The sequence below is a fragment of the Paenibacillus sp. RC67 genome, from assembly GCF_030020805.1.
Lineage (GTDB): Bacteria > Bacillota > Bacilli > Paenibacillales > NBRC-103111 > Paenibacillus_S.
In genome coordinates this window covers 2,187,133-2,212,948 of the sequence record NZ_CP125098.1, presented here as the reverse complement: position 1 = coordinate 2,212,948, position 25,816 = coordinate 2,187,133, and the positions used below count along the sequence as shown (strand labels likewise).

Annotated in this window: 23 protein-coding genes; 6 read left to right on the top strand and 17 right to left on the bottom strand. The window is 44.4% G+C overall.

Annotated features, from left to right (window positions below; all coding sequences use genetic code 11):
• Positions 1–190: 190 nt before the first annotated feature.
• Complete coding sequence (locus QMA13_RS09925; RefSeq protein WP_282941211.1) at positions 191–613, top strand: methyltransferase domain-containing protein; 423 nt, start codon at positions 191–193, stop codon at positions 611–613.
• Positions 535–987 carry a class I SAM-dependent methyltransferase gene (locus QMA13_RS09920; protein ID WP_282941210.1) on the top strand — a complete coding sequence of 151 codons (453 nt, stop codon included), beginning with the start codon at positions 535–537 and terminating at the stop codon, positions 985–987. The genes QMA13_RS09925 and QMA13_RS09920 overlap by 79 nt, the downstream gene beginning before the upstream one ends.
• A gap of 82 nt (positions 988–1,069) precedes the next feature.
• On the opposite strand, the gene yhfH is transcribed toward QMA13_RS09920, so the two are convergent.
• The 4 genes from yhfH to QMA13_RS09900 all read right to left on the bottom strand — a co-directional run bounded on the left by yhfH (position 1,070) and on the right by QMA13_RS09900 (position 4,578).
• A complete protein-coding gene (gene yhfH, locus QMA13_RS36385; RefSeq protein ID WP_036745315.1) occupies positions 1,070–1,282 on the bottom strand; it encodes a protein YhfH in 213 nt (70 codons plus the stop codon).
• A 169-nt stretch (positions 1,283–1,451) separates the two neighbouring features.
• Entirely contained in the window at positions 1,452–2,423 is a 972-nt protein-coding gene (locus QMA13_RS09910; protein WP_282941209.1) for a phosphotransferase, read from the bottom strand.
• 160 nt (positions 2,424–2,583) lie between these two features.
• Complete coding sequence (locus QMA13_RS09905) at positions 2,584–3,933, bottom strand: beta/alpha barrel domain-containing protein (RefSeq protein ID WP_282941208.1); 1,350 nt, start codon at positions 3,931–3,933, stop codon at positions 2,584–2,586.
• A 171-nt stretch (positions 3,934–4,104) separates the two neighbouring features.
• A complete protein-coding gene (locus QMA13_RS09900) occupies positions 4,105–4,578 on the bottom strand; it encodes an SRPBCC family protein (protein ID WP_282941207.1) in 474 nt (157 codons plus the stop codon).
• A 335-nt stretch (positions 4,579–4,913) separates the two neighbouring features.
• On the opposite strand from QMA13_RS09900, the gene QMA13_RS09895 reads away from it, so the two are divergent.
• The 3 genes from QMA13_RS09895 to QMA13_RS09885 all read left to right on the top strand — a co-directional run bounded on the left by QMA13_RS09895 (position 4,914) and on the right by QMA13_RS09885 (position 6,181).
• Positions 4,914–5,507 carry a YdeI/OmpD-associated family protein gene (locus tag QMA13_RS09895; protein ID WP_282941206.1) on the top strand — a complete coding sequence of 198 codons (594 nt, stop codon included), beginning with the start codon at positions 4,914–4,916 and terminating at the stop codon, positions 5,505–5,507.
• A gap of 190 nt (positions 5,508–5,697) precedes the next feature.
• Entirely contained in the window at positions 5,698–5,844 is a 147-nt protein-coding gene (locus QMA13_RS09890; protein ID WP_282941205.1) for a hypothetical protein, read from the top strand.
• Positions 5,845–5,974: 130 nt separating this feature from the next.
• The gene (locus tag QMA13_RS09885; RefSeq protein ID WP_282941204.1) at positions 5,975–6,181 is read left to right on the top strand and encodes a hypothetical protein; all 207 of its coding nucleotides are present in this window, start codon (positions 5,975–5,977) and stop codon (positions 6,179–6,181) included.
• Positions 6,182–6,345: 164 nt separating this feature from the next.
• Here QMA13_RS09885 and QMA13_RS09880 read toward each other — a convergent pair whose 3' ends face one another.
• The 4 genes from QMA13_RS09880 to QMA13_RS09865 all read right to left on the bottom strand — a co-directional run bounded on the left by QMA13_RS09880 (position 6,346) and on the right by QMA13_RS09865 (position 9,955).
• The gene (locus tag QMA13_RS09880) at positions 6,346–6,570 is read right to left on the bottom strand and encodes a helix-turn-helix domain-containing protein (protein WP_028547616.1); all 225 of its coding nucleotides are present in this window, start codon (positions 6,568–6,570) and stop codon (positions 6,346–6,348) included.
• A 219-nt stretch (positions 6,571–6,789) separates the two neighbouring features.
• Entirely contained in the window at positions 6,790–7,914 is a 1,125-nt protein-coding gene (locus QMA13_RS09875) for an alginate lyase family protein (protein WP_282941203.1), read from the bottom strand.
• Positions 7,915–7,942: 28 nt separating this feature from the next.
• Positions 7,943–8,977, bottom strand: coding sequence for a zinc-dependent alcohol dehydrogenase (locus QMA13_RS09870; protein WP_282941202.1), 1,035 nt, complete (start codon positions 8,975–8,977; stop codon positions 7,943–7,945).
• A gap of 114 nt (positions 8,978–9,091) precedes the next feature.
• Positions 9,092–9,955, bottom strand: coding sequence for an AraC family transcriptional regulator (locus QMA13_RS09865; protein WP_282941201.1), 864 nt, complete (start codon positions 9,953–9,955; stop codon positions 9,092–9,094).
• A 165-nt stretch (positions 9,956–10,120) separates the two neighbouring features.
• Here QMA13_RS09865 and QMA13_RS09860 point away from each other — a divergent pair, with 165 nt between their 5' ends.
• Positions 10,121–11,980 (top strand): terpene cyclase/mutase family protein, encoded by a 1,860-nt coding sequence (locus tag QMA13_RS09860; protein ID WP_282941200.1) that lies wholly within the window; start codon positions 10,121–10,123, stop codon positions 11,978–11,980.
• A 50-nt stretch (positions 11,981–12,030) separates the two neighbouring features.
• Here QMA13_RS09860 and mscL read toward each other — a convergent pair whose 3' ends face one another.
• The 9 genes from mscL to QMA13_RS09815 all read right to left on the bottom strand — a co-directional run bounded on the left by mscL (position 12,031) and on the right by QMA13_RS09815 (position 25,806).
• Entirely contained in the window at positions 12,031–12,507 is a 477-nt protein-coding gene (mscL, locus tag QMA13_RS09855; RefSeq protein ID WP_282943357.1) for a large conductance mechanosensitive channel protein MscL, read from the bottom strand.
• A 127-nt stretch (positions 12,508–12,634) separates the two neighbouring features.
• Positions 12,635–13,417 (bottom strand): peptidoglycan-binding protein, encoded by a 783-nt coding sequence (locus tag QMA13_RS09850; RefSeq protein ID WP_282941199.1) that lies wholly within the window; start codon positions 13,415–13,417, stop codon positions 12,635–12,637.
• Between the two features lie 78 nt (positions 13,418–13,495).
• On the bottom strand, positions 13,496–14,146 hold the full coding sequence (locus QMA13_RS09845) for a YcnI family copper-binding membrane protein (RefSeq protein ID WP_282941198.1): 651 nt from the start codon (positions 14,144–14,146) through the stop codon (positions 13,496–13,498).
• A 133-nt stretch (positions 14,147–14,279) separates the two neighbouring features.
• On the bottom strand, positions 14,280–14,951 hold the full coding sequence (locus QMA13_RS09840) for a response regulator (protein ID WP_282941197.1): 672 nt from the start codon (positions 14,949–14,951) through the stop codon (positions 14,280–14,282).
• Positions 14,951–15,769, bottom strand: coding sequence for a sensor histidine kinase (locus tag QMA13_RS09835; protein ID WP_282941196.1), 819 nt, complete (start codon positions 15,767–15,769; stop codon positions 14,951–14,953). Before QMA13_RS09835 ends, QMA13_RS09840 begins: the two co-directional genes overlap by 1 nt.
• A gap of 19 nt (positions 15,770–15,788) precedes the next feature.
• Positions 15,789–17,711 (bottom strand): adenylate/guanylate cyclase domain-containing protein, encoded by a 1,923-nt coding sequence (locus QMA13_RS09830; protein WP_282941195.1) that lies wholly within the window; start codon positions 17,709–17,711, stop codon positions 15,789–15,791.
• Positions 17,712–17,839: 128 nt separating this feature from the next.
• Positions 17,840–21,853 (bottom strand): glycoside hydrolase family 78 protein, encoded by a 4,014-nt coding sequence (locus QMA13_RS09825; RefSeq protein WP_282941194.1) that lies wholly within the window; start codon positions 21,851–21,853, stop codon positions 17,840–17,842.
• 68 nt (positions 21,854–21,921) lie between these two features.
• A complete protein-coding gene (locus QMA13_RS09820) occupies positions 21,922–24,588 on the bottom strand; it encodes a CARDB domain-containing protein (protein ID WP_282941193.1) in 2,667 nt (888 codons plus the stop codon).
• Positions 24,589–25,806, bottom strand: coding sequence for an S-layer homology domain-containing protein (locus tag QMA13_RS09815; protein WP_282941192.1), 1,218 nt, complete (start codon positions 25,804–25,806; stop codon positions 24,589–24,591).
• Positions 25,807–25,816: the final 10 nt, after the last annotated feature.

The window sequence follows — 25,816 nt, the reverse complement described above, 5'->3', positions numbered from 1 at the left end:
CGAAACATGTCACATTTCATTCCCTCCTTTAATGTAAATGGCAGCAGTCCCATTTTCAACAGCCTTTTGAATCATATTTTTAATTTTTTTATATTTTTTCACATAAAAATCCATATAAGGAAAACATATATCCATTCTTTTCCTGCTTTTCACAAAGTAAGATGGGGGTAAAAAGGAGGCAGGTCCGCATATGGAGCAATCAATTCATGTAACACGCCAGTACGACAATGCAGAACCGTTAAGCATTCGCATTCAGACTCATTCTTTGTATACAGACAGGAAAATCAACTTGAACGAAGAAGCAGTTGCTTTGATGGAGTTGAGCGGTCAGGAAGCCGTTCTGGATGCAGGATGCGGTACGGGCGGCTTTTTGCGGCATTTGTTGAGCATTGAGCATCAAGGTCCATTAGTAGGGGTGGATCAGTCAGCCGGTATGGTTGATCAAACGAAGAGTGAAGGAATAGAGTGCGTTCTGGGTGATGTAAGAGAGCTCCTTTCGATGACGGAAGCTTTCAATGGGTTACTGCCAGACACATGCTGTATCATGTCCCTGATATCCCTCAGGCTTTGCGTCAATTTCAAAGAGTTCTTGTTCCCGAAGGACGTGTACTAGCCATTACGAATGCCAGGGATTCACTACCTTTAATCAAAAGCTTGTACAATGACATGCTGAATGCATTCGGCTATCCTTCAATGGTTTCACCTGTTGGCACGTTCTGTGTGGACAATGCTATGGCTATTCTGGGAAATGTGTTCTCCGAGGTTAAAGAAACCTTACTTACGAATTCACTCGTGTTTCATGAACGCACTCCTATTATCCGTTATATCTCTTCGATGTTTAATTATATGTCTATTCCGAACGATCCACGATTGTATGACGAAATGCTGTCATGGCTTGAAATCGAGGCGGAGCAAAGATTGCAGCAATACGGTGGTGTGTGGACTGATCCAAAGCAGGTAGGCATTTATGTAGCCAGCAGCAAATAATAACCCCACAAAGTGGAGCCTTTAGACAAAATAAAAAAAACCGCAAGCAGCTCGGAAAAGAGCCCCGCGGGGGAATGATTAATTAGCGCCAATAATCATCGATAAGATTGGTTCCTTGCATGAACTTCATGAGCTTGCCCTTCGGCTGCAGCGGTGACAAGGGATAAAAGGTATTCCCCTCACACTCATCACAGGTACTTTTGTAACAATCGGCTTGCTCCTCCAAATCAGTTCCACAGCGACAGCAGCGTTTAACAGCATACAACTCAGAAGGGTTCATCGGTTCTACTCCCATAGTCGACATTACTCCTTTGATCGCTTTATTTACAAGTATACACCAATAGGCATCTCCTTGTTACCGCTTTCATTAATTTGGCAGTTCACTATTTATTTTACAAAAAAACCAAGACGCCGGGCATTGACTCGGTCTCTTGGTGTGTGCACAACGACTGCTGTATCGACATTCAAACTCTTATTTCGTTTTCCTCAAGTAAAATATCCATGATTATCGCCTTCGTTTCCTGCTGCTGCTCCAATAGGCCTGAACGGTCTACTACACCAGCCTGCAAGTCCTTCTCAATAAGCGTCATAATCCATAAGGAGTGTATGAGCGCATATCGATAATAATTTTTTTGAAACGTACAGAATCGACTGCTCCAGCCCAGCTGCAAACGGCGAGCATAATATACTTGGAGCACTTCATTCCTCAAGGAGGCGGTAACTTCCGGTCTTCTGTAGTTAGGACTCGTAATATCCAACAAGTTATATAGATCCCAATATACCGAGTTAAGGTGTACATATTCCCAATCGAGAATCGTAATTTGATCATTCCGTAGAGATAGATTCAACGGATGGTAGTCGCCATGAGAAACCGTCATCTCTGATAATAAACCGTCGTCCAGCTCAAGAACGATGCGTTGTGCCCTTTCAATTAAATAAGCCGGGAATGCTAAACGCTCCAAAGTGGATTTCAAAACACCCATTTTTGCTTTCACTTCGTTAAGAATGTTATCTGTATTGGGAGTGTGTCCTGTAAAATCTTCTGGAACACATTCTAACGGAAGCTGATGCCAAGACGGGATTGCCGCCGCAGCCTTGATCAGAGTATCTCTGTCGAATCGATGTTCAAGCTTGCCCAAATCTTCGTAAATGGCCCAATACCGTTCTGCGTCCCGATGCTTCGCCTGAGCGAGAAGGTTAGGATACCGCGCCGGAATGTGAGGAAGGAGATTCTGGTAAACCCATGATTCGCGGCCTATCGTTTCCAGATTGGTCAACGGCTTGAAGATAAAGCTTCGATTATCGTCAGGATCGACAACAAACCGTTCTACCGCCTTGCCGTTTCGCCCGACATACAGTGTTTCTCTGCTAGCCAGTTTGCTGGAGTCGAGGGTACCGTCATGCAAAACCATCTGATCCAAAAGTACGTTATCCAATAACCGGTCACGTCCTTTCTTACGGTCATCTCCGTCTCCATTCTCTCTGTCTTACGATCAATATATGCTAAAGAGGACATAACATCAATAGGTTATTTACAATATGTCAATAAATTTGATCCCGTCCTCAGCATGGCAATAACGACGATCCTGAAAATCTTTAGAACAAGTCCGGTAAAAAACGTTTTGCCGCCTCAAGCAGTTCCTTATCTGACAAACTCGTAGTACGTCCGTCTTTATACTGTTCCATTACCCACATAGTCATCGATTGAATCGATTCATTTTTCTTATCCAAGCGCTGTTCTCCTTCAAGTCCCAATTGCTTGTTGACCCAAAACGCAACTCCTGCAGCCCCTGCCTTATCCGTCACTTGAACTCCTAGAGGACGATTCAATAGCTTGCCCGTATCGAATATATTGTAAATCTCCTCATTCTTGATAACCCCATCCGCATGAATACCTGCTGCGGTTACATTGAACTGCTTCCCGACAAAAGGCGTCATAGGTGGGATTTGGTAACCGAGCTCACGCTCAAAATATTCCGCTATCTCCGTCACGACAGTCGTATCTATGGAATGATCTCCCGTTAATCCCATATATTCGAACAACAGCCCTTCGATTGGCGTGTTCCCTGTCCGTTCGCCAAAACCGAGCAGTGTACCGTTAATGCCTCCTACACCATACAGCCATGCCGTTGCCGCATTTGTCATCACCTTGTAAAAATCATTGTGTCCGTGCCACTCCAGCTGTTCGCTGCGAATCCCAGTTTCTTCCCTCAAAGTATGAATCAAACGCGGAACGCTTCTCGGAAGCACCGCCCCAGGATATGAAACGCCATAGCCCATCGTATCACATAAGCGTACTTTGACCGGAATACCGCTTTGCTCGGATAACTCCACCAACTGCTTTACAAAAGGGATGACGAAGCCTGGTACATCCGCACGGGTCACATCCTCCAAGTGACAACGTGGCCTAATACCATTAGCAAGCGCAGCTTCAACGATATCCAGATACTGCATCATCGCTTTTTCACGATCCAGGCCCAGCTTCAAATAAATATGATAGTCGGAGATCGAGGTTAAAATTCCTGTTTCTTTGATACCCATGTCTTTGACAAGCGCAAAATCTTTCTTCACAGCGCGAATCCAGGCGGTTACTTCCGGGAACTGATATCCTCGCTCCATACACTTGTAAGCCGCTTCACGATCCTTTTCACTGTACAGGAAAAATTCCGACTGTCTAATCACTCCGTTAGCTCCTGACAGGCGGTGCAAATAATCAAACAAGGCTACGATCTGTTTTACGGTATAAGGCGGTCTTGCCTGCTGCCCATCACGAAACGTCGTATCCGTAATAAAAATATCGTTCGGCATAGCTGTCGGTACATCCACACCATCAAACAGCACACGCGGCGGTGTCGAATAAGGAAACTGTTCACGAAACAAATTGGCTTGATGATTCAAATAATCACAACCTTTCTTATCGTCTTGATTATATTGTATCCCCTCCATTAAAATAAGTATAATTAATCATATTTATTTTAATGATAGATTTTATTAATCTACATAACAAAAATAAAAGCCTCTAGTGCTTTTCCTTCAGAAAACACACCTTACGGCTCTAATTATTCGCTATGAGCTTATTTTGAATAAGGCAGAAAAAATAACTAACTATGGTGGAAATTATTTAAATTCATTCATGGCCGTTTGCCTCTCAGCCGTTGTCTTAATGTATTCATTCCGCTGACGTAAAAAGCGAGTCATGTAATTCTCCAGAAATAACGAATCGGCTACCCGGCCGAGAACACCTAAAGGAGATGTATAATCAAAACGATCCTTCATCAAGGTTCCGTTCTCATAAGGAACAAACTCGTGCCAATGAGTAAAACGCTTGAACGCTCCACTAACCATTTCATCAACAAAGCGATGCGGCGCTTCCATTTCCGTAATGCGAACCGTTAACCTCTGCCGCACCCCTAGATGAATAGCTTCCCACGTTACTGTTTCATTTAGCTCGATCAACCCACTCGTTCTTCCTGCTATGGCTCTCTCCTGCGTTTCGGACGTAGACTCCATGTGGATGTCAATGCTTCTGGACAGATCAAAGCAAAGTTGAACAGGAGCATCTATAAATAAAGACATTTCGATTACAGGCATTGCTTCCGCTCCTCCCTGCTGTTTAAAGCCCATTTTACCCTGATTATGCAAAAATTCATAGCCAATCAAAAAGCCCTCCGGCTTTTCCCTAATCCAAGGAAAAGCACAGAGAGACTAATGAAATAAGCGAGTGAGTTATGTATGAAAATGAATAAGGATACAATCCATATGATGCCGAAGTAGTATAAAGATACGACAAATTAGAACATTAATAATTGCAATATTGCAACGAATAAACTAGAGTCTTTACGGGGGCAAGCTAAGTAAGCACTCAAGTAGATTTTCTGCTTATTTTAAAAACACAATATTACAATGATGAAAAAGGGTGTTCCTTGATGACACAGCGTAAAATGAATCCTAAGGTTGATGAATTTTTAAGTAAGGCAACAAAGTGGAAGGACGAATATGAGAAGTTGAGAGATATCGTTCTTGACTGTGAGCTGACCGAAGAATTTAAGTGGATGCATCCCTGTTACACGTTTCAAAATAAAAACATAGTTTTAATACATGGATTTAAAGAATACTGTGCTCTTCTGTTTCACAAAGGTGCCTTGTTCAAAGATGCCCATGGTATTCTAATCCAACAAACGGAGAATGTACAGGCGGCACGCCAGATTCGGTTCACCAATGTTCAAGAAATAATTGAAATGGAAACCATATTGAAAGCCTATATTTATGAAGCCATTGAAGTTGAAAAATCCGGTTTGGAAGTGAATTTTAAAAAGAATACAGAATACAGAATTCCTGAAGAATTTCAAAATAAACTCGTGGAAAACCCAGCTTTGAAAACTGCTTTTGAAGCATTGACGCCCGGACGGCAAAGAGCATACCTTCTTTATTTTACTGAACCCAAACAATCCAAAACTCGAGAGTCAAGGGTTGAAAAGTATATGCAGCAAATTCTCAATGGAAAGGGATTAAATGATTAGGGCGTAAGGCGAGCCTGTTCGTTCTACCCACAGCATGGCATTCAACATTTGACGATGGTCCTTAGACTCTCTCCCTCCCTGTGGTTTTCTTTCCGCTGGTCATCAAGAATTTAGAATTTGTTTTGTTAACAAAGGAATATGTATTTCTTCATGCTTCATTGCCAATGATAACCACAGAGGTGATATAACGATGGAAAACAAGCATGATGAACCTACAATCGCCCCAGGCATGAATACTCATGATAGTCTGGAAGAAAAGGCTACCGAGGAAGAAACGAATAAGGGAGATTTTACTTCTGTAACGCGCCTATTCCTAGACCGTACACCGGAGGACTAACGTCCTCCCCCTACGTTGGAAATATGGTCGTGCACCATTTTCCAGCTGCGTTGGTAGTTTTCCCCTTTTCCATTTCTTTGCTAAATAAACCATTATAAGATAAGATGATGAAAGAAGGGATGTGCTAAATATGTTGAAGGAATTTATTAATCAACAAGTCACCATTCTTTTCATCGATGGTGGGAGTGTCAGCGGCGGAACATTGATCGAGATGGACGAAAAATTTGTTAAGTATCAATCTCCGCAAAATCTTAATATTATCCCTATCTCGTCTATCAAAACAGTTACTCTTCAGAATGGCGACAACCACAATAGTACCGTCAGAGGTTTCAGATAATTCCTAGAGCCACTTATAGTGGCTCTTTTTAGTGCCATCGGCGTATTGAGCATGTGTGTGTAAATTGTTACAAACCAAAGAGCCTCCCCGCGTACATTCCCTGAGGAAAGTGCATAAGAAGGCTAAGTAGGACTAAACTGTGCAAAGCCGGATAGCCTGACTGATCAGATGGTTAACTCCCCAAGCTTGATCAGCTCGACAACTGCTTGTGAACGACCTTTTACATTCAGTTTTTGCATGACGTTGGAAATATGGTTACGCACCGTTTTCTCGCTGATAAACAGCTGTTGTGCTATATCCTTAGTAGTTTTGTCCTGCACCAACAGTTCGAAAACTTCGCGTTCACGATTGGTTAGTAAAAATTTACTTTTATGGTCGCTGCCCTTCAATGTGTCACCCCTCCTTGCCCGGGTTTTTGTATCATTACAAGGTGTAGGGATACAGTCAAAGTTAGTTTATGAATGGCTCTATCTAATGGTGCAGTAGCTGAAAAAAATGGGCTTTCAGACTGTAAGGGTTCCTTACTGTCAAGCCTTAGCTTTCTTATAAAAAAGAAAAAAAGCAGGAAGCAGCCTCTTACTAAGGACTCTTCCTGCTTTTTCACAACCTTATACCCACAGCACTGGCTGCCGTACCGCAATGTTCCTACGAACCTCCATATCGGTAGGATCCGGGTCAAGCTTCTTCCAAAGCTCAACATATGTCTCTTCTCCCAACGCTAACCCTGCAAATAACAGGCCCGATACCTTCGCCGGCCAGCCTTCGAAGTGCTCCACATCCGGAGCATACGGCCAACTGCTCTTATCTTGCATATAAGGGAATAAATAGTCCAGCCCTTTACGAATGCCACGACCATCCGACAGCTCATAGCTCCACAAGTCATCCTGAGGCGTCGATAAGATATGACACAGCGTCACCATATTATCTAATACGAATATCGCATACCCGTACGGCTTCGTCCGTGCCAATTCGCGCGGGAAGCTGCCGTCATCCGCCATTTGATCAGGGAGCAGCTTTTCTTTATAACGCTGTCTGCAAAACTGCAGCATCTCCTCATTCCCTGTAAACCATGCGAAAGCCGCCGCCTGTACGAACCAACACACCGAATGATTGTTATGCGCGTTCATTTCTTCAATTCCGTTAGGATGTGTACTCATCCAAGTTAAATATTCGGCAAACCATTGCTTTAACTCTAGATAGATCTCCTCCGTCAACGCAGGTGAATCTTTCAAGGCTTCTACTGCGAACGGAATATCGATCAAATGCAATGTGTCGATGATACCGATACCGCGCCCAGCGCATATCCCAGGTAATGCTTGAGCATAAAGCAGATGGGGGTTCATTCTTGTAGCTTCATCCAGAAAAAACTCTTTTAAAAATTGAACGGCTTTCTCAGCGTAAGCTTCATTACCTGTGAGTGAAAAAGCAGCGGCTAAATTGGCGGCATGCGTTCTCATTCTTCGTAAGCCAAGCCGGTGACTATCAAAATTGTTCGGATTGCTTTCCCCATCACGTTGAATATAGGGAAGTCCGTCCTTCGTATCGGGATTCGGCCACCAATAGTCCCCATTGGAGTAAAAATCGTGAATGCCGCCCTCACTCATTTCAGCTATGGAATCCGTTATATGTATCGTATCTGCAGCTAAGGATCCCTCTGCGTGTCGGATTATCCATTCTTTATCGAACAGAGCAAGCCGTTCCTTTTGGCTGCCTACTGCCGTTTGATTGATCATTTTAATTTCCGCTCCTCCTTAGGTAGTGCTAAGCTTTGGTATCGCAATCGATCATCACATGAATCGTATCGCCCTTATGCTCGTTGCGCAGCTTGAACGCTTCGGCTACTTGATCCAGCTTCACAACATGCGTGATCATTTCCTCGGTATTTACCAGCCCATCAAGAACAAGCCTCAAACCCTGGTCAAAATACCGACGGTTGTCGATATCCCGTTTCGGTTCCGTCGATAAGATATCCAATCGTTTCTTATGAATTTTGAAGAAATCTACTGGCTTATGACAAGTACCTATACAGCCGTACATCACAATACGCCCGTTCTGTCCAGTGGCGTTGATGGCATCTACCATCCCATCGCCCTCCAGTAAGCATGGAATGACGACATCGAAGCCATCCGGGAAATCTTTTCCGACAATATCCATTGTGTTCGCATCCGGGGAAGGCATTTTGTAAGTGTGGGTTGCACCATATTTGCGAGCCAGAGCCAGCTTCTCATCGAATAAATCCGTCACGACGAGATTGCGAGGACTGAACAAGCTGACGACCTGCGTCATAACCAATCCGCTGACACCTTGTCCGGTAATTAGCACATTTTTATTTGGAGAAATATCTCCAAGCTCGGCCGCATGAATAACGCCGGGGAGTACTTCAATTAATGAGCCTTCAATAAGAGGAAGCTCTTTGGGCAGCACCTTCACAGAGAAAGGCGTGCAGCATACATACTCGGCAAATGCTCCCCAAATATAGCGAAGAGCAACCGGATCACCAACCTGAAGCCCTATCACGTTAGGGCCTACCTTATCGATAACACCTGCGACTTCATGGCCGAGCCTCGTTGGATAGGAGATAAATTCCGGCTCCCTGGCTCCTCGGAACACTTCCACATCGCTACCGCAAATACCGACCCATTTTACTTTGACTCGAACTTCTCCCTCGGCAGGCTCTGGAATGAGCGATCTTTTCAGCGTAATGCTGCCAACTTCCTCCACAACGGCACATAACTGGGTTCCCTCACCGTCGTAATCTACCAGTTGCATAGGTGGAACAGACATCTTTCTGACCATATGTTTAGCCCCTTATCCTTTCTAGTTCGATCCATTCAAATTATAAAGGATGGGCCTTAGCACCGAACAGGGACAAACTTCATCTGTTTATTGCCATTATTCAGTTTTTGTTTTTCAAGGAACGATCCGCCATACATTGGAGAAGTTTTCTTCTAGAATGATATCCTGCCCGATCGCATTCAACAGCGAGTCTCGATATTGAGATGGTGGAAGCCCTGTTCGTTTTTTTAGTATTTTTGAAAAATAGGCTTGGGTCCAGCCCACCATCTCAGCTACCTCCGATATCGGCAAATCCGTGAATTCAAGATATTCCTTCGCTTTCTCCAATCGAATTTCTTGCAAGTACTGTATTGGCGTCATGCCCGTTTTATCGAAAAATCGTTTGATTAAATAGTTAGGATTAAAGCCAAAGTGCTTCGAGAGCATCCCCAGCGTAATTTTTTCCGCAAAATGCATCTTCATATAATGAACGATTGGATCGTTAGATTCTTTAAAACCCAGTTCCGTATATGGCCCCGATTGTATCGATCCATTGCTCGCAAGAAGCGAGACAAGCGTCCCTTTAAACCCTGCCTCGATGCTCATAGGATGGAATCTTCCAGGCTTTCGTGCCTGAAGAAGCGACATTTTGTACCATTGCTTAAGCTCTGCCAAATGTATGCTTTCACACAAACTAAACGGTTGGATAGAAGAAAAATAGTCCGCCATTTCCGGGTCCGCAAGTCTGAATTTGAAATCCAGTGTTACGCTCTGACCGGTAAATCGAAAGCTGTGTGAAATCCCTTTCATAAATAAATAAGCGTGCCCTTCCTGCATATCGCACTCTTGCTGGCCAAAAGTCACTTTACCGTGGCCAGACAAAACAACCAAGAGCTGATCATAATCGGAGTGCGTGTGAGGCTCAACCTGACTGCCCTTGGAATAATCGATACGCGCTGTCCAGAGCAGCGTGAGCTGAGAGTCTCTCAATAGTTTCATATACAGCCTCCGAATAATAGAAATACATGCTTTCCCCACCTAGTTTATAATAAAACCGCTATGGAAGCTATACAACCATACTACTGAGCATAGGAACGTCCTCGAAGCATACAAATAAGGAAATAGAAGCAAAAATCGAGGTGAACTATGAACCATCAAACTATTATGACTCAAATAAACGAAATGACGGGCAGATTGCAGCAAATGCAGCATAAGGACGGCTCGTGGAGACTCTGCTTTGAAACTGGTCCGGCGACAGACACCTATATGATCCTGCTGCTTCGTTCTCTACAGCGAAATGGGCATGAAGCGGTTATTCGAAAGCTGGCCGAACGAATCATTAACAGTCAGGAAGAGAATGGGGCGTGGAAGCTTTTTTACGATCAGCAGGAAGGTGATCTGGAAGCGACGGTTGAAGCCTATTATGCTCTATTGTACTCAGGCTATTTCACTAAAAGCGATTCCCGCTTGCAAAGGGCCAAGCAGTTCATTCTTGCACGCGGCGGACTTACCCAAGTAAAAACGATGCTCACGCAAGCCTTTCTAGCTATAACCGGTCAGTCGCCTTGGCCCGATATGCTCAAGGTTCCGGTGGAATTCATGCTTGCTCCGTCCTGGTTTTTCTTTAATATTTTTGATTTATCCGGTCATGCGAGAGTTCACTTAGTCCCTATCATGATCATGTCTAATGCAAATTACTCCATTCGCACCGAGGCAACGCCCGATTTATCCGACCTGTATGTTGGGGAAAAGCAGCCCTTCGAGAGCCACGTATCCTGGATAGCAGCTATTCATCGACTTCTAGAAGCCGCTCCTTTCCTCCATGCTCCTCTACATGAAGCCGCACTGGACAAAGCCAAAATGTTCATGCTGGATCGAATCGAACCGGATGGAACTTTACTTACCTACTCTACAGCAACGATACTTATGGTTTTCGCTCTGACGTCTCTAGGATTCGGAAGTGATTCACCCGTTCTATCGAAAGCGATAAGCAGCCTGAATACCTTACTGTGCGTCAACGAACAAAAAGCCCATTTGCAGGTGTCTACATCTACTGTATGGGATACCGCTATGATAAACTGTGCTCTGCAGCAAGCAGGAATTTCCTATCAGCATCCCATGATTCAAAATTCTTCGGAATACCTATTGGCCCGTCAGCAAACACGTTACGGCGATTGGGCCTTGCGCTGTCCGGATACGCCGCCTGGTGGATGGGGATTTTCCAATATCAACACACTGTACCCCGATATTGACGACAGCACTGCTGTCCTGCGAGCTATTACGCCATACACTTCCACATCCCTTCAGTATAAGCAGGCATGGCAGAATGGATTGCGCTGGGTGCTCGCCATGCAAAATGATGACGGTGGCTGGTCCGCATTTGAGAGAGAGTCTCCGGAGAGGCTGACCCATCTCTTTGCGTTTGAGCACGCGGAAGATATTATATTGGATCGTTCAACCCCGGATTTGACGGCTCGAACACTTTTATTTTTGGGTAAAGAAGCAGGCCAGTCGGTAAACCGTCTTCCTGTGCAAAAATCAGCACAATGGATCATACGCCAGCAAGAACAAGATGGAAGCTGGTTCGGCCGTTGGGGGATATGCTACATTCACGGCAGCAGTGCCGCTGTTACAGGATTGCTCGCTGTCGGCATTCCGCAGCATCACCCTGCGATCGAAAAAGCGGCTCGATGGATGTTAAGTATCCAGAACTCCGATGGTGGCTGGGGCGAATCCTGTTACAGCGATATTAGGAGAAGGTATGTCCCGCTGAACAACAGTACTCCTTCACAGACCGCTTGGGCTCTTGACCTGCTCATCGATACGCATGATCGTCCGAGTGTCCCCATCCAAAGAGGCATGCAGAGGCTAATCGACTCTTTACATACTGCGGATTGGCGATTTACTTATCCTACGGGGTCCGGTCTTCCCGGAAGCGTGTATATCAATTACCATAGTGGAAATTTCGCATGGCCTTTATTAACCCTTTCTAAATATTTGCGTAAGTATGGCTCGCTAGCCTAACGCACATGAAAAAAACCGCCTTCTGGGCGGTTTTCTCCTATCCATATATATTAGTTCATTGTACGCGGCGATTCCATTGAAGCTGCCGGCTCAACATAAGCGGTACAAAATTTGCAGCGAATGGCCTGTTTGGGAATATCCGACAAGCATTCAGGACATTCCTTCGTTTCTTTCTTCGGATCGGGCTTGTCCTCTTGTTTTTTACGAAGACGGTTCAATTGTTTGACCGTAATGAAAATAACGAAGGAAACGATCAAGAAATCTAGCAGTGTATTAATGAACAATCCGATGTTGAGCGTAGGCGCTCCGACTTTTTTGGCATCAGCCAGTGAATCGTAGCTAATCCCGTTCAAGCTGAAGAACAGCTCCGAGAAATTGACGCGGCCAAGGAGCAAGCCTATAGGCGGCATAACGATATCATTAACAATGGATGTGACAACTTTACCGAAGGCACCACCGATAATGACACCGATCGCCAAATCGATCATGTTACCTTTCATAGCAAAATCTTTAAACTCTTTTAGTATCTTGGAAGCCATATGTATTGGAGCTCCTTTTCCTTGTTTTCCTCTATCATACCCGATTTCACGTACACGGTCGATGGTTTAAACGGGAAAAAGCCCTCCCTGGAATATAATAGGAGGGCTTGTTGACTTATGGAGCTATAAACTGCTGTGTGAACATTTTGCCGCATGAACCGCTTTTAACAACTCCAACTCCGATTTGAGTGTACTCTTTACTCAAAATGTTGTCACGTTGTCCAGGAGACTCCATGAGCATTCTATGGGCTCCGTCCACCGTATCGCTGCAAACGATATTTTCACCTGCGGTAGAATAGCTGATCCCCTGCTGCTTCAGCATATCGAATGGAGATCCGTACTTAGGGGAATCATGCGAAAAATAGTTATGGTCGACCATATCCTGACTCTTCAGCCGCGCCGTGCGCGTTACATCTACAATGACCTTCAAAGGAGGCAATCCCTCCTGTTTACGCTCTTTATTGATCAAATCCACCATCTGCTGCTCATCGTGTGAAGAATCCGACGGCGAAGGGGTGGTCAAAGGGCTCGGTGGTCTAGGAGACGGTTTACGCGGGACCTTGAGATTGGTATAAGCCCATATAAGCGACTGAAGAGTTCGGTCGTCTACTGCTCCGGTTTCCGAGAGTCCGTTTGCCTTTTGAAACTGCTTCACACCTGCTACAGTCTCATCGCCATAATAACCTGAGATCGAACCAGGGAAGTAACCCAAAGACTTTAGCATCCCCTGTACAGCATAAACATCCGGTCCTTGTGAGTCTTTTCCGAACCCCCATCCCGTTGTGCTAAGAACACCAAACAGCATTAGAGAAATCATCAGGACAACGATAGCTCTCCTTTTCTCATCTTGCCTAACATGACTCCATACCTCCATGTTCATATCAATATTGTTCATCATACCAAGCATCCCCATCTGTACAGATTTTTAACAAAAAAAAATCGGAGACCCGGTTGGGTTCCGATTTATGAATATGTCTTAACGGTTTGCTTTGCGTTTGGACAAGGCTGCGATTAGGGCAACAACACCCAGTACAAGCGCTACAATGGACAAATACAGCGGCGCTTGCGATGCTGCAGGTGCTGCGGAAGCTGGTTGATCATGTCCTGCATTGCCAGCCGATGCTGTTGTATTACCGTGACTGTCTGCTGCTGCTCCAGCTGGCTTAGCGTTTACTTTCGTTACAGATGCCGGTTTATCGGAGCCTGCCGCTCCAACCCATTCAACGACACTGCCGTCTTTGTACGTTTGGTAAGCCTTCCAGTTGATGCTGGTAGCGTTGTCCGCCACTTTGCCTTGCATATTGAAATCACCGAATTCCGTTGCCGATAGTCCATCTCCGGTTGCTGTCCAAGTAACAGCGGTAATCTTCCCTGAAGCGTCTTTTGTCAAATCGTATTTCCAACCTGGCTTAGGTTCGAAACGGCTTATAGATACGCTGTCCAGCTGAAACTTAACCTCAACCTTAACTGTAGGAATATCTTTTTCGTTAGGAACCCGAACCGTAAATTTCTCGTAGGAACCTTGTACCGATTCACTTGGAAGTACCGTTACGTGAGCACTTGCTATCCCTCCGCCAAGCATCGTGAACAGCAGGCAAATCATCAAAATCATATTCATTTTCTTCATGAATCCATCATCCCCCCGGGCATCATTATGTCCTTTATTGCTCTTGTTTAAAAGGTTACTTTTCAACCGAACGCTTCTAAACTACCCTTTAAATTTACTGCAAACCGGACGCAATGAATATGACCCCTTCGGGCTATTTGCGCGATTGTTTTTGACTATACTGTGTCAAGCCATGACGGATTGCATAGGCGGTGAGCTGAACCCGGTTGTCGAGTGAAAGCTTGGCTAAAATATTTTTGATATGATTTTTAACCGTATTTTCGGTGATGATTAGCTGCTCCGCAATTTGCCGGTTACTCTGGCCGCTGGCTACGCACATGAGGATTTCGCCTTCACGCTGTGAGAGGACATTCGGTTTGGTTTCCTCGATGGTTTGTGCATGTGCTGAACGGAATTGAAGAAATAAACGATCGGCGATATGGCGGGAAATTTCATTTTGGTCATCAAGCAATCCGCGCAAGTATACAATCCAATCGTCAGGGTCCATATTTTTAAGCAAATATCCCTGTGCTCCGTTCTGAATAGCTGTAAATAGATCAGCTACATCATCGGATACTGTAAGCATGACGATTTTGATATGCGGATTATACTGTTTGATTCTCCGCGTCGCTTCAAGCCCGGACATACCGGGCATTTGAATATCCATTAATACGAGATCGGGAACCAAATCGTGGCACATCATGACCGCTCTTTCCCCACTATCGGCTTCGCCAACGATCTCAAAGCCCTGTTCTCCTTCGAGCAGAGCGCAGACGGCTTTGCGCGCCAACGGATGGTCATCCGTAATTAGAACACGATAATTCATCAAGGAGCACTCCTTTTCGCAGATCCTGAGACCGTTAGTATAGTCCCGGTTTGGGCTGAAGACTGTAGCGTCAATTGAGCTTCCAGCTCCTCGGCATGCTTGCGCATCAAGGTTAAGCCATATCGCTTGGAGGAAGCCTCGAGTTGGTCTGTATCCATGCCCATTCCGTTATCACGAATACAAAGCTTCCATTCCTCACCGCTACCCGTAGTTCCAAGCTCGATGGAAGCATGATCCGCCTCCGAATGCTTGCGAATATTAGTGAACGCCTCGCGAATGATAGCGAACAGCTTCACCTCAGCCGAAGGCGAAAAGTCTTGCTGAGTCAGTACGATGGATTGCTCCACTGCAATACCGGTAATCCCGCTCCATTCTTCAATCCAAGTTGTCAATCGGGAAGCGAACGTAGCTCCTTCCTCCGGTGTCGTTCGCAAATTAAAAATGGCTTGTCGAAGATGGTGATCTATTTCAGACACAGCCGATCGAGCCTCCTGAAGCTGCCCTTTGCTTAGCTGTACATTCAGAAAAAATAAAATCTGTGCAATATTATCATGAAGTTCTTGAGCCAGCCGCTCCCGCTCCTCGTATACAGCTCTCTTGGATTGCTCCGCCGATAGACGTTCACTAATGCGATTAATGCTCTGAAACATCCAGGTCGCAAACAGATAGGACAAAAACAAAGTCATAATCGTAATATATAAATTCCCTGTCTCCATGGACAACTGATGCAGCAAAAATCCATGGCGAAGATATTCAAACCCTCCGATAATCAGGGGCGGCACAAGGATCGTCAACCATTTTAACGTTCGTAATGACATTAGGATTCACTCGTTTCGTTTATTCATTGCTTGTTACAGCAATCTCTTCCAAAGCATTGCCGTTATGTCGCAGCCTTACACGGATCAGCGGAACCATACCTTCAATCCCTTTGAGCTTCTGCTCGAACGGTTCCACGTGAACAGGATGAGCTTTCAATATGGCTTGTACACCTTCCCGCTCCATACATTCGCTGCCGATTACAATATCTTCGCCCCTACTAAGCCCTTGAGCTCTCGATGCCATATTAACGGTTCTACCGAAATAATCGAGGATATCGTTGGAATTGACGGCTATGGCTGGACCGCTATATAGACCCATTTTGATAACCATTGGAGCCACAGACGGATGCATCCGATTAAATTCATCAACATGAAGTTGAATATCCAGCGCGGCCTTCACAGCATTTTCTTGATCAACAAATACAGCCATGATGGCATCTCCGATTGTTTTTACAATCGTTCCCTGGTTATGGGTCACCCATTCCGTCAAGAAATCAAAATGCTTGCGGACCTGACCGTATGCATGAGCATCGCCCACGGTTTCATAAAATGCGGTGGAGCCCTGCAGATCACTAAATAATAGAGTCACATTCTCTATCCCCACCTGTTGACCTGGAGCCAAAACCTCAGACGAGAAAAGGCTTCTAAATTCATGCATGGCAGTCACCTTGGCCGCCGTAACGGTAATATCCTCCCACTCCGACTTCTCCAACACGACAATAATATGACTTTCGCTCTGATTAGATAGCCGCAGCCTTGTTCCCGGAGCAGCCGCACACGCTTGATTACTCAGCCATTGGCTGCCGTCGTAGTGAAACTCAAGCTCCTCGCTTGAGTCAGGCATTCCAGCCACAAAAGCTTGCTCACTCGACTTTCCTTCTGCAAGCTTCATTACATGATTCGCCCTTAAAACGCGCAGACGCAATCGATCCGTTACATTCGGATAAATAAGCTCTGTATCTCTTCCTGCAGCAATGTCCGTTTGGGCAATAATATGCGGTGTGATCATAGGACCACCGATGCAGTACAATTGCTTGCGCGCTTGACGAATGCTGGAGTGCACTGAAAAGCAAAGCTCAACATATCGGTCGAAGCTTACTGTATAGTCAATCCCGCAAAAATCACAGTGGTACTGTGGCTGCAATTGCGACAAGGAATCGGTTTTGCTCTTGGACACTCGGCAGTTAGGGCAAATTAGATTCCAGGTTAAATTGGTAATCCCTAATTGCGTTGCATACAAAAACATTCGCAGTGTTTGTTCCCGATCACGTACCTTCCAGCTGCTTGCCAATCTATATGGGCGCATGTCAACGACTTCATCATCACCGCTAAAAGTCAAATGCTCCCGAAAGCAGCATATCATGCGTTCATCGGCTATTATTTGACTAAGCTTATCTAGCAAACCGTTTAATGCGTTATGATTCACCTCATACTTCGATTTAGGCTGGGGCAGCATATAATCCTTATTCTGCGTCTTCAGGCTCACACAGTCGTACAGATAGGTAAGCGTCTTTCGCATGGAGCTTACTCCCATCATCGGAATCGCAATAACACCCAAAGCATGTGCAGGTGTGAATTCCGCAAACAAGCGAACCCGAGTAGCCTTGGATCCGTCAGCAAGCACAGTTGCGGCATCTTCCAACACAATACCTCCATAAAATCGCTTTAGCGGGCCGCCCAAATATTCTCTTACTACCGAATACCGTTCGTTTTGTGTCCATTGAAAAGGGTATTCGTGCCAGCTCATTGATACAACCCCTGCGACTTTTGCGGTAAGATCATGGTAAATAGCGTCAGGAAGAATCTGAACCGGTCCTGGTTGCACCGGAAATAATCCTATAACCCGATTCAAATGATCTGTGTTGCTAAGCAGCTCCCATACTTTGTGACGGGGCAAGGCAAATTCTTTTTCATAGGTGTGCTTTTGCGTTTGGAATGGCACGGTTCCGAACTGCCCCCTTCTCTCTATTTCCACTTATTATACACTGAAAAAAAAGGAAAAGCTTCGGACCAACTAAAAAATACCCGAGCACCGCATCACTAAGGACGGCCCGGGTATGAAGGGAACATCTATTCTTTTCTAACGCTGGGTGCGAATTCGGTCCATGGGTTTTTAATAGAAATAATTCGTTCTACATATTCCGTATGACCATTGGGCCAGGTTGCCGTAAATCGGAATATATACGACTTGTCCGGCAGTTTTTCAAAATCATCTCTCATCATTTGCCCATCCCAATCCTTACGGTTAAACGCAGCAGTCAACTGTTCTTCAAGCTCTGTATAGGACATATTCACTTTGACGTTGGAGGCCGGCTCATTAGTCGTTGCAACCAGCACAAAGGCTTCCCCAGACCAGAATAGATCATAAGGACGAGGTCGTTCCGTCTCTCCTGTTTTACGTAAATTGTAAGCCTGCCGATTTTCATTCCACTGAGGCGTATGTCTTACGAAGCCATCAAGCATCAAATCTCCGACGGGTACCACTTTCGTAATGGAGTCAGATGCCCCATGGATATCCGTGGCCTTTAGAGTTACTCGGTAATCGCCAGGATGGTTGTCGGTCGATGATGATGGGATCTCTGCATTCAAGGATGTATATGCTGCGCTATATTCAGGTCCAATAATTTGCCATTCAAAAGTTAATGGATCTCCGTCGGGGTCCGAAGAGCGATTGATCAAATATACGGTATCTCCTTCAAATGCAGGTTTTGGAGTCCAATCAAAATCGGCTATCGGTGGACGGTTAATCATCATCCAAACTTGAGGACTCCATGGAGATTCAGCTCCATATTGATCCCAAACTCGAACCATAACACGCATTTTTTGGCCTGTTGGCAGATCTACTGGCAGAGCAAAGGTACCTTGTGAGGATTGCGTATGCTGCCACATTTTTCCGCTGTCATAAATGACGTAGTTATTGGCTTCATTGATAATTTGAATCTGGAAGTAATCAAGCCATGCATCTGCATCCGGATCGGTCTGCAGCCAAGTAAATGTCGGACGCAGCGTGTTTATGATCGTTGGAGCTGATTGCGTACCATACGGAAAGCTCATGTAAGCAGCTGATGGACTGTTCGTAGCCATCCAACCGATATTACTCCAGCCGGACCAGCTCTCCCCGTCACTCACCCTGACCTGTACCTGATATTTCCTTCCCATTTCAAGTTGATTGTTCATCGTCCAGGCCCAGCTTGTATTTAGCGTTTCCATCACCCTGTTGGTTGTGCATTCCACACAATTTCCCCATTCGTCTTTAATCAGAAGATCAAACGACGTAAAAATGGTATTTGGATCTGGGTCATGTTGATCCCAAGTCATCGTAGGTAATAAAGATACCGGTGATGGACTACCATAGTTTCCGTTAGGGAAAGTTAGCGTCACCGTAGGCGGATGGTTAGGTTGAGCAGGTTGGTCGATCTGAATGGTTTGTTCATACCAATCGCTCCAGGCGTTATACTCATCACCAACAGCCATATATACGGTGTATTCGCCAGATTCTACAGGACGGACTAGCTTACCATCAACCCGATTACCGCTAGGCGTTATGTAATAAAATTTCTTTTTGTAAATACCATGATTAGAGCTATAAGCCGGCTGACAATTCGAAGAATTATAACATCGATCCGGATCGTAGCTGTAATCGGTCCAGGTCACTAGCTTATTGCTATCGATACTCAAAGTAAAGTTGGCTATAGGTCTCCGATGCACGATTAGGTACTGGGAATACCAATCCGAATACTGAGAGTAATTCTGAAAAGTCAGGTCGCCATTGGCTATTCTATGATTTTTATGAGGATCATCCGGTACCTGGTAATCGATCTTATACTTACCTACTTTATCGAAAGTCAGTACAGGAGAGGTTACTGTTCTGCCATTATAAGACGACAATCCAGACTTTCCATCATTCGCATCTAGGAACATGGTAGTATCCACGTGCGCATATTTCCATTCCGTACGAGCCGTAAGCGCCGGATCATTTTCCGGATCATTAAAGGTCGTTTCGTACTTCACATCCGTATCTACAATGGCAGTTCCTGGCGTTGCATACGAATCGTCATTCGCACTCCATTGATAGGTCAAGTTTCGAAAACAACCGTTATCCACGGTACTGAAAGGTCCCGCAGTTCCTTGGGCAAACGTCCCATCCGTAGTATCAATAACCTTGACATTATTCTCATATACCCGTATCGACGTTCCATTCAATTTGATACGATAAGGAATCCATTCCGTTGCCGGTATCACATGCATGACCGAATTTAAAAGCGTTTTTCGACCTCCAACAATCTTATATAGATTGAGGCTGGACTTCGTAGATTCAAGCCGATACATGTTTTGGTTATTTTGCATTCGAAAACCGACCCCAACGGCCATATTCGGATGATCTAGGGCTGCTTTCATACTCCAAGCTAATGTACCATTTTTAATACTTTGAGAAGAAGGCTTGTAGAGCTGGCCAAACGTGAATGGTTCATTCGATGTTGTTGGTTGCTCCGTGTTGGGTATATACTCGTACAAATATCCGCCAGAAACATACTGATTGTCTGAAATAATCTTAGCTGAAGTTCCGTTAGACCCATTAACTGTAGGAACACGAAGAGTGGTTCTATTTACCCGAACATCATTTGACATATCCACTAATCTCTCGAAAGTGTCAAATTCGTCATCAACCCACTTGCCTAGATCAGAATCCCAGTACGGTGGACGATTTTCTCTGAATTTCTTAAATCCGTACCCATTTTGGAATCCTCCATTAAACTTTTCCAAATGTGTTGTAGGCTGACCAACTCTGCCCCCTGTATAAGGATTTAGATAATAAGTTTCCTCCCCTCGGTTTACCCAGTTTCCATTGTCATCGTCATGGCTGTCCCATTCCCGTTTTATTTCAAAAGCACTGCCGTCTTCAGAAACATTCTTAAGACTATACTTAGAGTACTTATCAAAATTAATAGTACTTAAGTCAGTGGGAATTCCAGTGAAAGCATCTACTTTTATTAAGTGTATGTCAATCTCGTAACTATTTTTAGCATACTGTTCAAAACTGTAATAGTTACCTTTAGCATCCATTACAGTTGGTTGGAAAATGTAATCAGGCGGTTCTCCTGGGTAATATGAAAGATTCCCCCCCGTCCCCGTTCCAGCTTTTTTAGGGTAAGGTGGCATCGTATCGAATCCAATTGTTTTGTATGGAGCACCTGTGCCATCTTTCTTGAAGTAAGTTATAGTCCTAGTGGTAAGGTTAATTTCTGCATAATCTCCCCTTAATTCGGTCCTCTCATATCCCCTTACTCGATAACCATCGCCCCAACGAGCGAATTCCCCACTTACCGAATACCCAGGTCCAGTGTTCCAAGTAGCCTTTCTTTCTCCACTAGCAGCTGCTGTTGTTATGCCCTGCCTTAAATCAGATAATTTAAACCTGGACCAAGTTTCTACAAAATAATACGCAGACGACCCTGACTGATTCCAGCGAGGTCCATCAGTATTAAATATCATGAACTCGTCAGTGAGCCAGTTAAAGAGCGTTTGATCGCTAGAATAACCGACCTTGTATGGGAGCAGTTTAGGATCGTGATTTGGCGAAATTAGATAAGTACTTAATATAAATTCATCATTTCCAATAGCTGTTGCACTTTCTAAGCCCCCGAAGACGTCGCTTGGGGTTTTAACTGATCTTCCATTTAACTTGAAATTACCGTCATCCAATGGTAAAGAATAGACGGACGGGCCACTTAAATTATAATTTGTAAATTCAACTCTATCCGGGTACCTTCGACTACTAGTAAGTACCCCGTTAGGACCCACTGACCAGGAATTAAACATGCTTGGCTTATCCAGTGTCGTGTTTGTCCAGCTGCTGCCGGACAATTCGGAAGCACCATAACCGGCTACATTCATCGGATAAGGCTCGGTCGTTTCTCCGGTTACGGTAAATGTGACTTCCGGATTATCATTAATGACTTCTCCAAAAAATTCGCTATAATCCGACTTATATAATGCTTGAGCATCTTCAGCCGGGAGAAGAAAACCTGCTAATAAAACCACACATAGCAGACAAGGAAGGACTGATTTAAGACGAAATCTCAACTGACTATCCCCTCTTATTATGAATGAAAGGGAGACCCGACTTGCAGTTCTCCCTTCACAAATCTCTATTAGTGAACTAAATCAGTAGGCTGCCCAGGGGATTCGATAACCCTCAAACCAAACCTGTACTTTCCTACATTTTGCCCCTTAACTGTGACTATGTGCTCCCCCGTTTTTGTTATGATAAGTTGATCCGATCCGATAGTATAGGGGTACTCCCAACCTTGAACTAGCGCGTCCTCATCAATCTCCGCCGTAACGGGTTCATGGAATACTCCGTCATTATTGGCGTCATACGTTAAAGTCCAATACCTTTTGCTTATGATATCTGCATCCAAACTCGCTCCATAGCCAAGCAAGACAAACGGTGCTAATGTTCTATCTGAAGTCTGCCGAGCAGCTATCTGGTTGCCTGTGATTTTAGCAACTGGAGCGATATCAGGAGCAACGTCTACGATCTCCCACGTATCGTTACTTAAACCAAGCGTGTCTGTTACCACCAAAGTCACTAAATACTTCCCTTTTTTGGTGGTCTTAAAATCCTTCAATTCCCCGATTAATGGGGCAATATATGAAATATCCGCCATAGTACCTTCTGTTTGCCCAGCCATTGGTTCAATCGTCCATTGATAGGTCAATGGCAGTTTCCTTGGACTGTAGCTCCGTGATCCGGATAATTCGATCCTGCGCTCTTCTTTTGGCCATCCCCCAACGGTTATGACTGCTTTTGGTTCTGGCCCTAGGACATCCAGATAGGCGCAAGCACTTGCTGAAGCACCAGACTCGTTTATGGCCGTAACACAAACATTGTGACTGCCTTTTGTTGTGGCCTTGATTCCCGTATAAGATTCTTTATCTAGCGGAGCTTTCCAGCCGTATAAAGACGGAAGGCTGCTCAACCAAGTCGATTTACTGAAATCCCAAGATAAAGTAATTTTTTCGTTCTTAGTATCCGTGGCTTTCGCTTTGACATACACAATGTCGTCCTGAATGGCCTCGTTGATTTTTAAATTATCCTGGGAATACCAAGCGACTTCAATTGTAGGAACTCCGGATATCTTAACAATTTTGAAATCATCCGGACCTATTAGGGAAGTTCTCCCGCAAGTGTCCTCTACATAATAAAGCACCTTAACAGATCCCGGCTGCATGTTCCCTGGATACTGATTGCTCTTGAATCGGAAATAGGTTGTATCGAAATTGGAAGAACTTATAGTTGATGTCCACCCATAAACATACTCGTTATCTCCTTGTATGGCCTTAAACCTACCTTGAGTAGGCTTACAAGAGTTAGGTGGTGTGTCTATGGTAACATCGAACACATTGTCATCCTTCCACTCTATTTCCTTGTCACGAACAGTAAGTTTACCGGTTATTTCACCAGGACATCCAGCACCAAGGGAACAGCCACCGGGGTCAGGGTCACCTCCGCCTGAGCAAGAAGTCTGGACATCGACGGTTAAGGTCTTTGTTCGTTCACTGGCAGGGTCGAGAGTTAAAACGTTATCGCTGTCTGCTAAAAACGTTATGGTCTTTAACCCGGACGAGGGAAACTTATAAGTGAATGTGCCATCTTTGGTTTCTCTTCCGATCCCCGGGAACGTGTGAGTTATGATTTCCCTCCCATCTGTTGAAATTTTCACTTTAAATGCCGTTGTGACTGCTGGACCGCTATTCATAAGTTTGTATGTGTAGGAACTGTCTTCTCCTGCAGCCACACATTTTGGTGCAGTAATAGAAGGGAAAGATAAGTTGGTTTTTTCGGTTGGAGGAGTAGTTACATACACAATTTTCATTTGTGGGTAGCGGTAGACTTCGCCCTTTAATGAAATGGCCCAACTATTGAACCATGTTAAAACCCAACTCGGTTTCGTATCATCGATAATATCAGGTTCCACGTTATACACTGCAGCGTACTCGAAACGATAAGTAAGGGTCTTGGTGTTAATTTTCCCCTGGCTCATCGACTTGATATTTATTCTTTCTAAATTACCTACTTTAACATATTCAAATGTTTGGTTATCAAAATTTAGAGAAACCGCATCAGTTGGAGATATAGTTATTGATTTACCTTGTGTATCTTCTGTGACTTTCATCATGACATTTGATGTGTCTAAAGTGCCCTCTCTGTAATCAGTGGCTTCATTACACTGACCTGTATCTTCGTATCCAGGTGGGTAGGTTGGTAAATTATCCGTAGGCAAACCAATATGAATCCTACATGTGTTAGATGAGGGTCTGTCGTAAACTTTGTCATCACTTTTGTAGTACCTTTGGGTTATCCCGCCTTTAATATCTGGATCATCGTAGTCATACATCCAAACTTTCTTATTTGGATCTCGAAACCATTCGAAGGTTCCTCTATTAATAGACACTTTATCGGTAGAAATCAATGATATGTTATTTGATAACGGAGTAACGGGATTGGGGACTTTATATGTATTTCCAGATGTATTAATCAGAGTTTGTAATACATTGTCCTCAGAATCTCTAAGCTCTACCCTTGAAATGGGGTCAGTACCAGTTGGAGTGATGGTCACATCAGATATAGTTATACTAGATTTGTTAGACCCAAAGTACTTTGACCCCAATTGAAATAAAACTTCATCAAGAGCGTAATACACCGGTAAAGGTGTTTCCGTTGATGGAGCTGCCCTAGCAGGTGCTTCTAAAAGCCCGAATGTGGAAACTAAAATTGAGATTGCCAATGTAAGGTTGAGTAGCTTATTCTTCAATTACCTTTCCCCCAAACCATGGCGAACTTCAGAAGAAAACACCGGAATTTCTGTTGTCCCTTCCCCAAGCTCCGAGCATGCCTGTCTATATAGAGTCCAAGAAGCCCCTTCAAAACCAGACATTTTTGGAACTAATTGCCCGGTAATAATACGAACATCGTGATCTCCCGGCTGTAAATTTGTCATGCCGGACGTCAGAGCACCTCTCTCAGTAAGAGTCCCATAATCTGTAACATCCTTCAAATTACCATTTTCATCCAAAGAATCCCCAGTATTTAAAAAAGGACTTGTGTGTACATAAGCATAACGAAAATATTTTATCGGAGCTTCAGTACTTACTGTAAAGTGATTGTAACTAAGAAATGCATATGTGTTCAAAGGAACCTCTTGTGTTTTTATACGTTCCAAGCCCACACTATTCACCCAATTCATACCTATCGGAATTTCTGTACGTAATGGGTCCTCTGGATCCCCCATATCAACGACGATGAATTTTTCAACTTCAGACATTCCATTTTCATTTTTAAACTTCAAGCGATTTACTTTAAATTCATTGCCTATACTTTTGCCAAAACCAAAATACTCTTGTGCCATAGTAAAAATGTTCGTCCTATGCCAATTGATCTCCGCTCTCGAAGCTGCATACTTCGCGTATTTATCCAAAGCGATTTTTTCTCCGCTTTTAATCTTGAGTATCCGTTCAATAACCGTAATCGCCTGCGCTCTAGTCGTCGGCTGATCCTCACCAAGCGTCCCTTTGTTATCCAGCCCTTGGATGATCCCTTTAGAAGTTGCAAGATACATCCATTTCATAGCATCGTAATTAGCCTCTCCGGTGGCACGAACAGCAATCCTCGCCATTTCTTCTCTTGTAATCGACTTGTTCAATTGATCTGCAGCAAATTCATCGGATTGATGTAATCCGTTCGCTACAGCAGTATTTATGTATGGCTGAAACCATTCTCCAGCAGCGTCCTGCTTTTTGAATTTAAGGGCGTCCACAACCAGTTTTATAAACTCCACTCGGCTTATATTTTGGTCAGGCTTAAAAGTCCCATCAGGATAACCGTCCACAAAGCCTTCTTGTACAGCAACCTCAATTTGTTTTTTTGCCCAATGGCCATTTAAGTCGGTGAAATTAACCGCTGCATTAGCACCACCAACGACCGATAATAACGAGACACCAGCAATAACAGCTGCTATAAACTTTTTCTTCATTATAAATACG

Bases quoted from the DNA above. Each gene is read 5' to 3' on its own strand.
- QMA13_RS09925 (WP_282941211.1), top strand. From the start codon at position 191: ATGGAGCAATCAATTCATGTAACACGCCAGTACGACAATGCAGAACCG.
- QMA13_RS09920 (WP_282941210.1), top strand. From the start codon at position 535: ATGCTGTATCATGTCCCTGATATCCCTCAGGCTTTGCGTCAATTTCAA.
- yhfH (WP_036745315.1), bottom strand. From the start codon at position 1,282: ATGGGAGTAGAACCGATGAACCCTTCTGAGTTGTATGCTGTTAAACGC.
- QMA13_RS09905 (WP_282941208.1), bottom strand. From the start codon at position 3,933: ATGGAGGGGATACAATATAATCAAGACGATAAGAAAGGTTGTGATTAT.
- QMA13_RS09900 (WP_282941207.1), bottom strand. From the start codon at position 4,578: ATGCCTGTAATCGAAATGTCTTTATTTATAGATGCTCCTGTTCAACTT.
- QMA13_RS09895 (WP_282941206.1), top strand. From the start codon at position 4,914: ATGACACAGCGTAAAATGAATCCTAAGGTTGATGAATTTTTAAGTAAG.
- QMA13_RS09890 (WP_282941205.1), top strand. From the start codon at position 5,698: ATGGAAAACAAGCATGATGAACCTACAATCGCCCCAGGCATGAATACT.
- QMA13_RS09885 (WP_282941204.1), top strand. From the start codon at position 5,975: ATGTTGAAGGAATTTATTAATCAACAAGTCACCATTCTTTTCATCGAT.
- QMA13_RS09875 (WP_282941203.1), bottom strand. From the start codon at position 7,914: ATGATCAATCAAACGGCAGTAGGCAGCCAAAAGGAACGGCTTGCTCTG.
- QMA13_RS09870 (WP_282941202.1), bottom strand. From the start codon at position 8,977: ATGGTCAGAAAGATGTCTGTTCCACCTATGCAACTGGTAGATTACGAC.
- QMA13_RS09865 (WP_282941201.1), bottom strand. From the start codon at position 9,955: ATGAAACTATTGAGAGACTCTCAGCTCACGCTGCTCTGGACAGCGCGT.
- QMA13_RS09860 (WP_282941200.1), top strand. From the start codon at position 10,121: ATGACTCAAATAAACGAAATGACGGGCAGATTGCAGCAAATGCAGCAT.
- QMA13_RS09850 (WP_282941199.1), bottom strand. From the start codon at position 13,417: ATGATGAACAATATTGATATGAACATGGAGGTATGGAGTCATGTTAGG.
- QMA13_RS09845 (WP_282941198.1), bottom strand. From the start codon at position 14,146: ATGAAGAAAATGAATATGATTTTGATGATTTGCCTGCTGTTCACGATG.
- QMA13_RS09840 (WP_282941197.1), bottom strand. From the start codon at position 14,951: ATGAATTATCGTGTTCTAATTACGGATGACCATCCGTTGGCGCGCAAA.
- QMA13_RS09835 (WP_282941196.1), bottom strand. From the start codon at position 15,769: ATGTCATTACGAACGTTAAAATGGTTGACGATCCTTGTGCCGCCCCTG.
- QMA13_RS09815 (WP_282941192.1), bottom strand. From the start codon at position 25,806: ATGAAGAAAAAGTTTATAGCAGCTGTTATTGCTGGTGTCTCGTTATTA.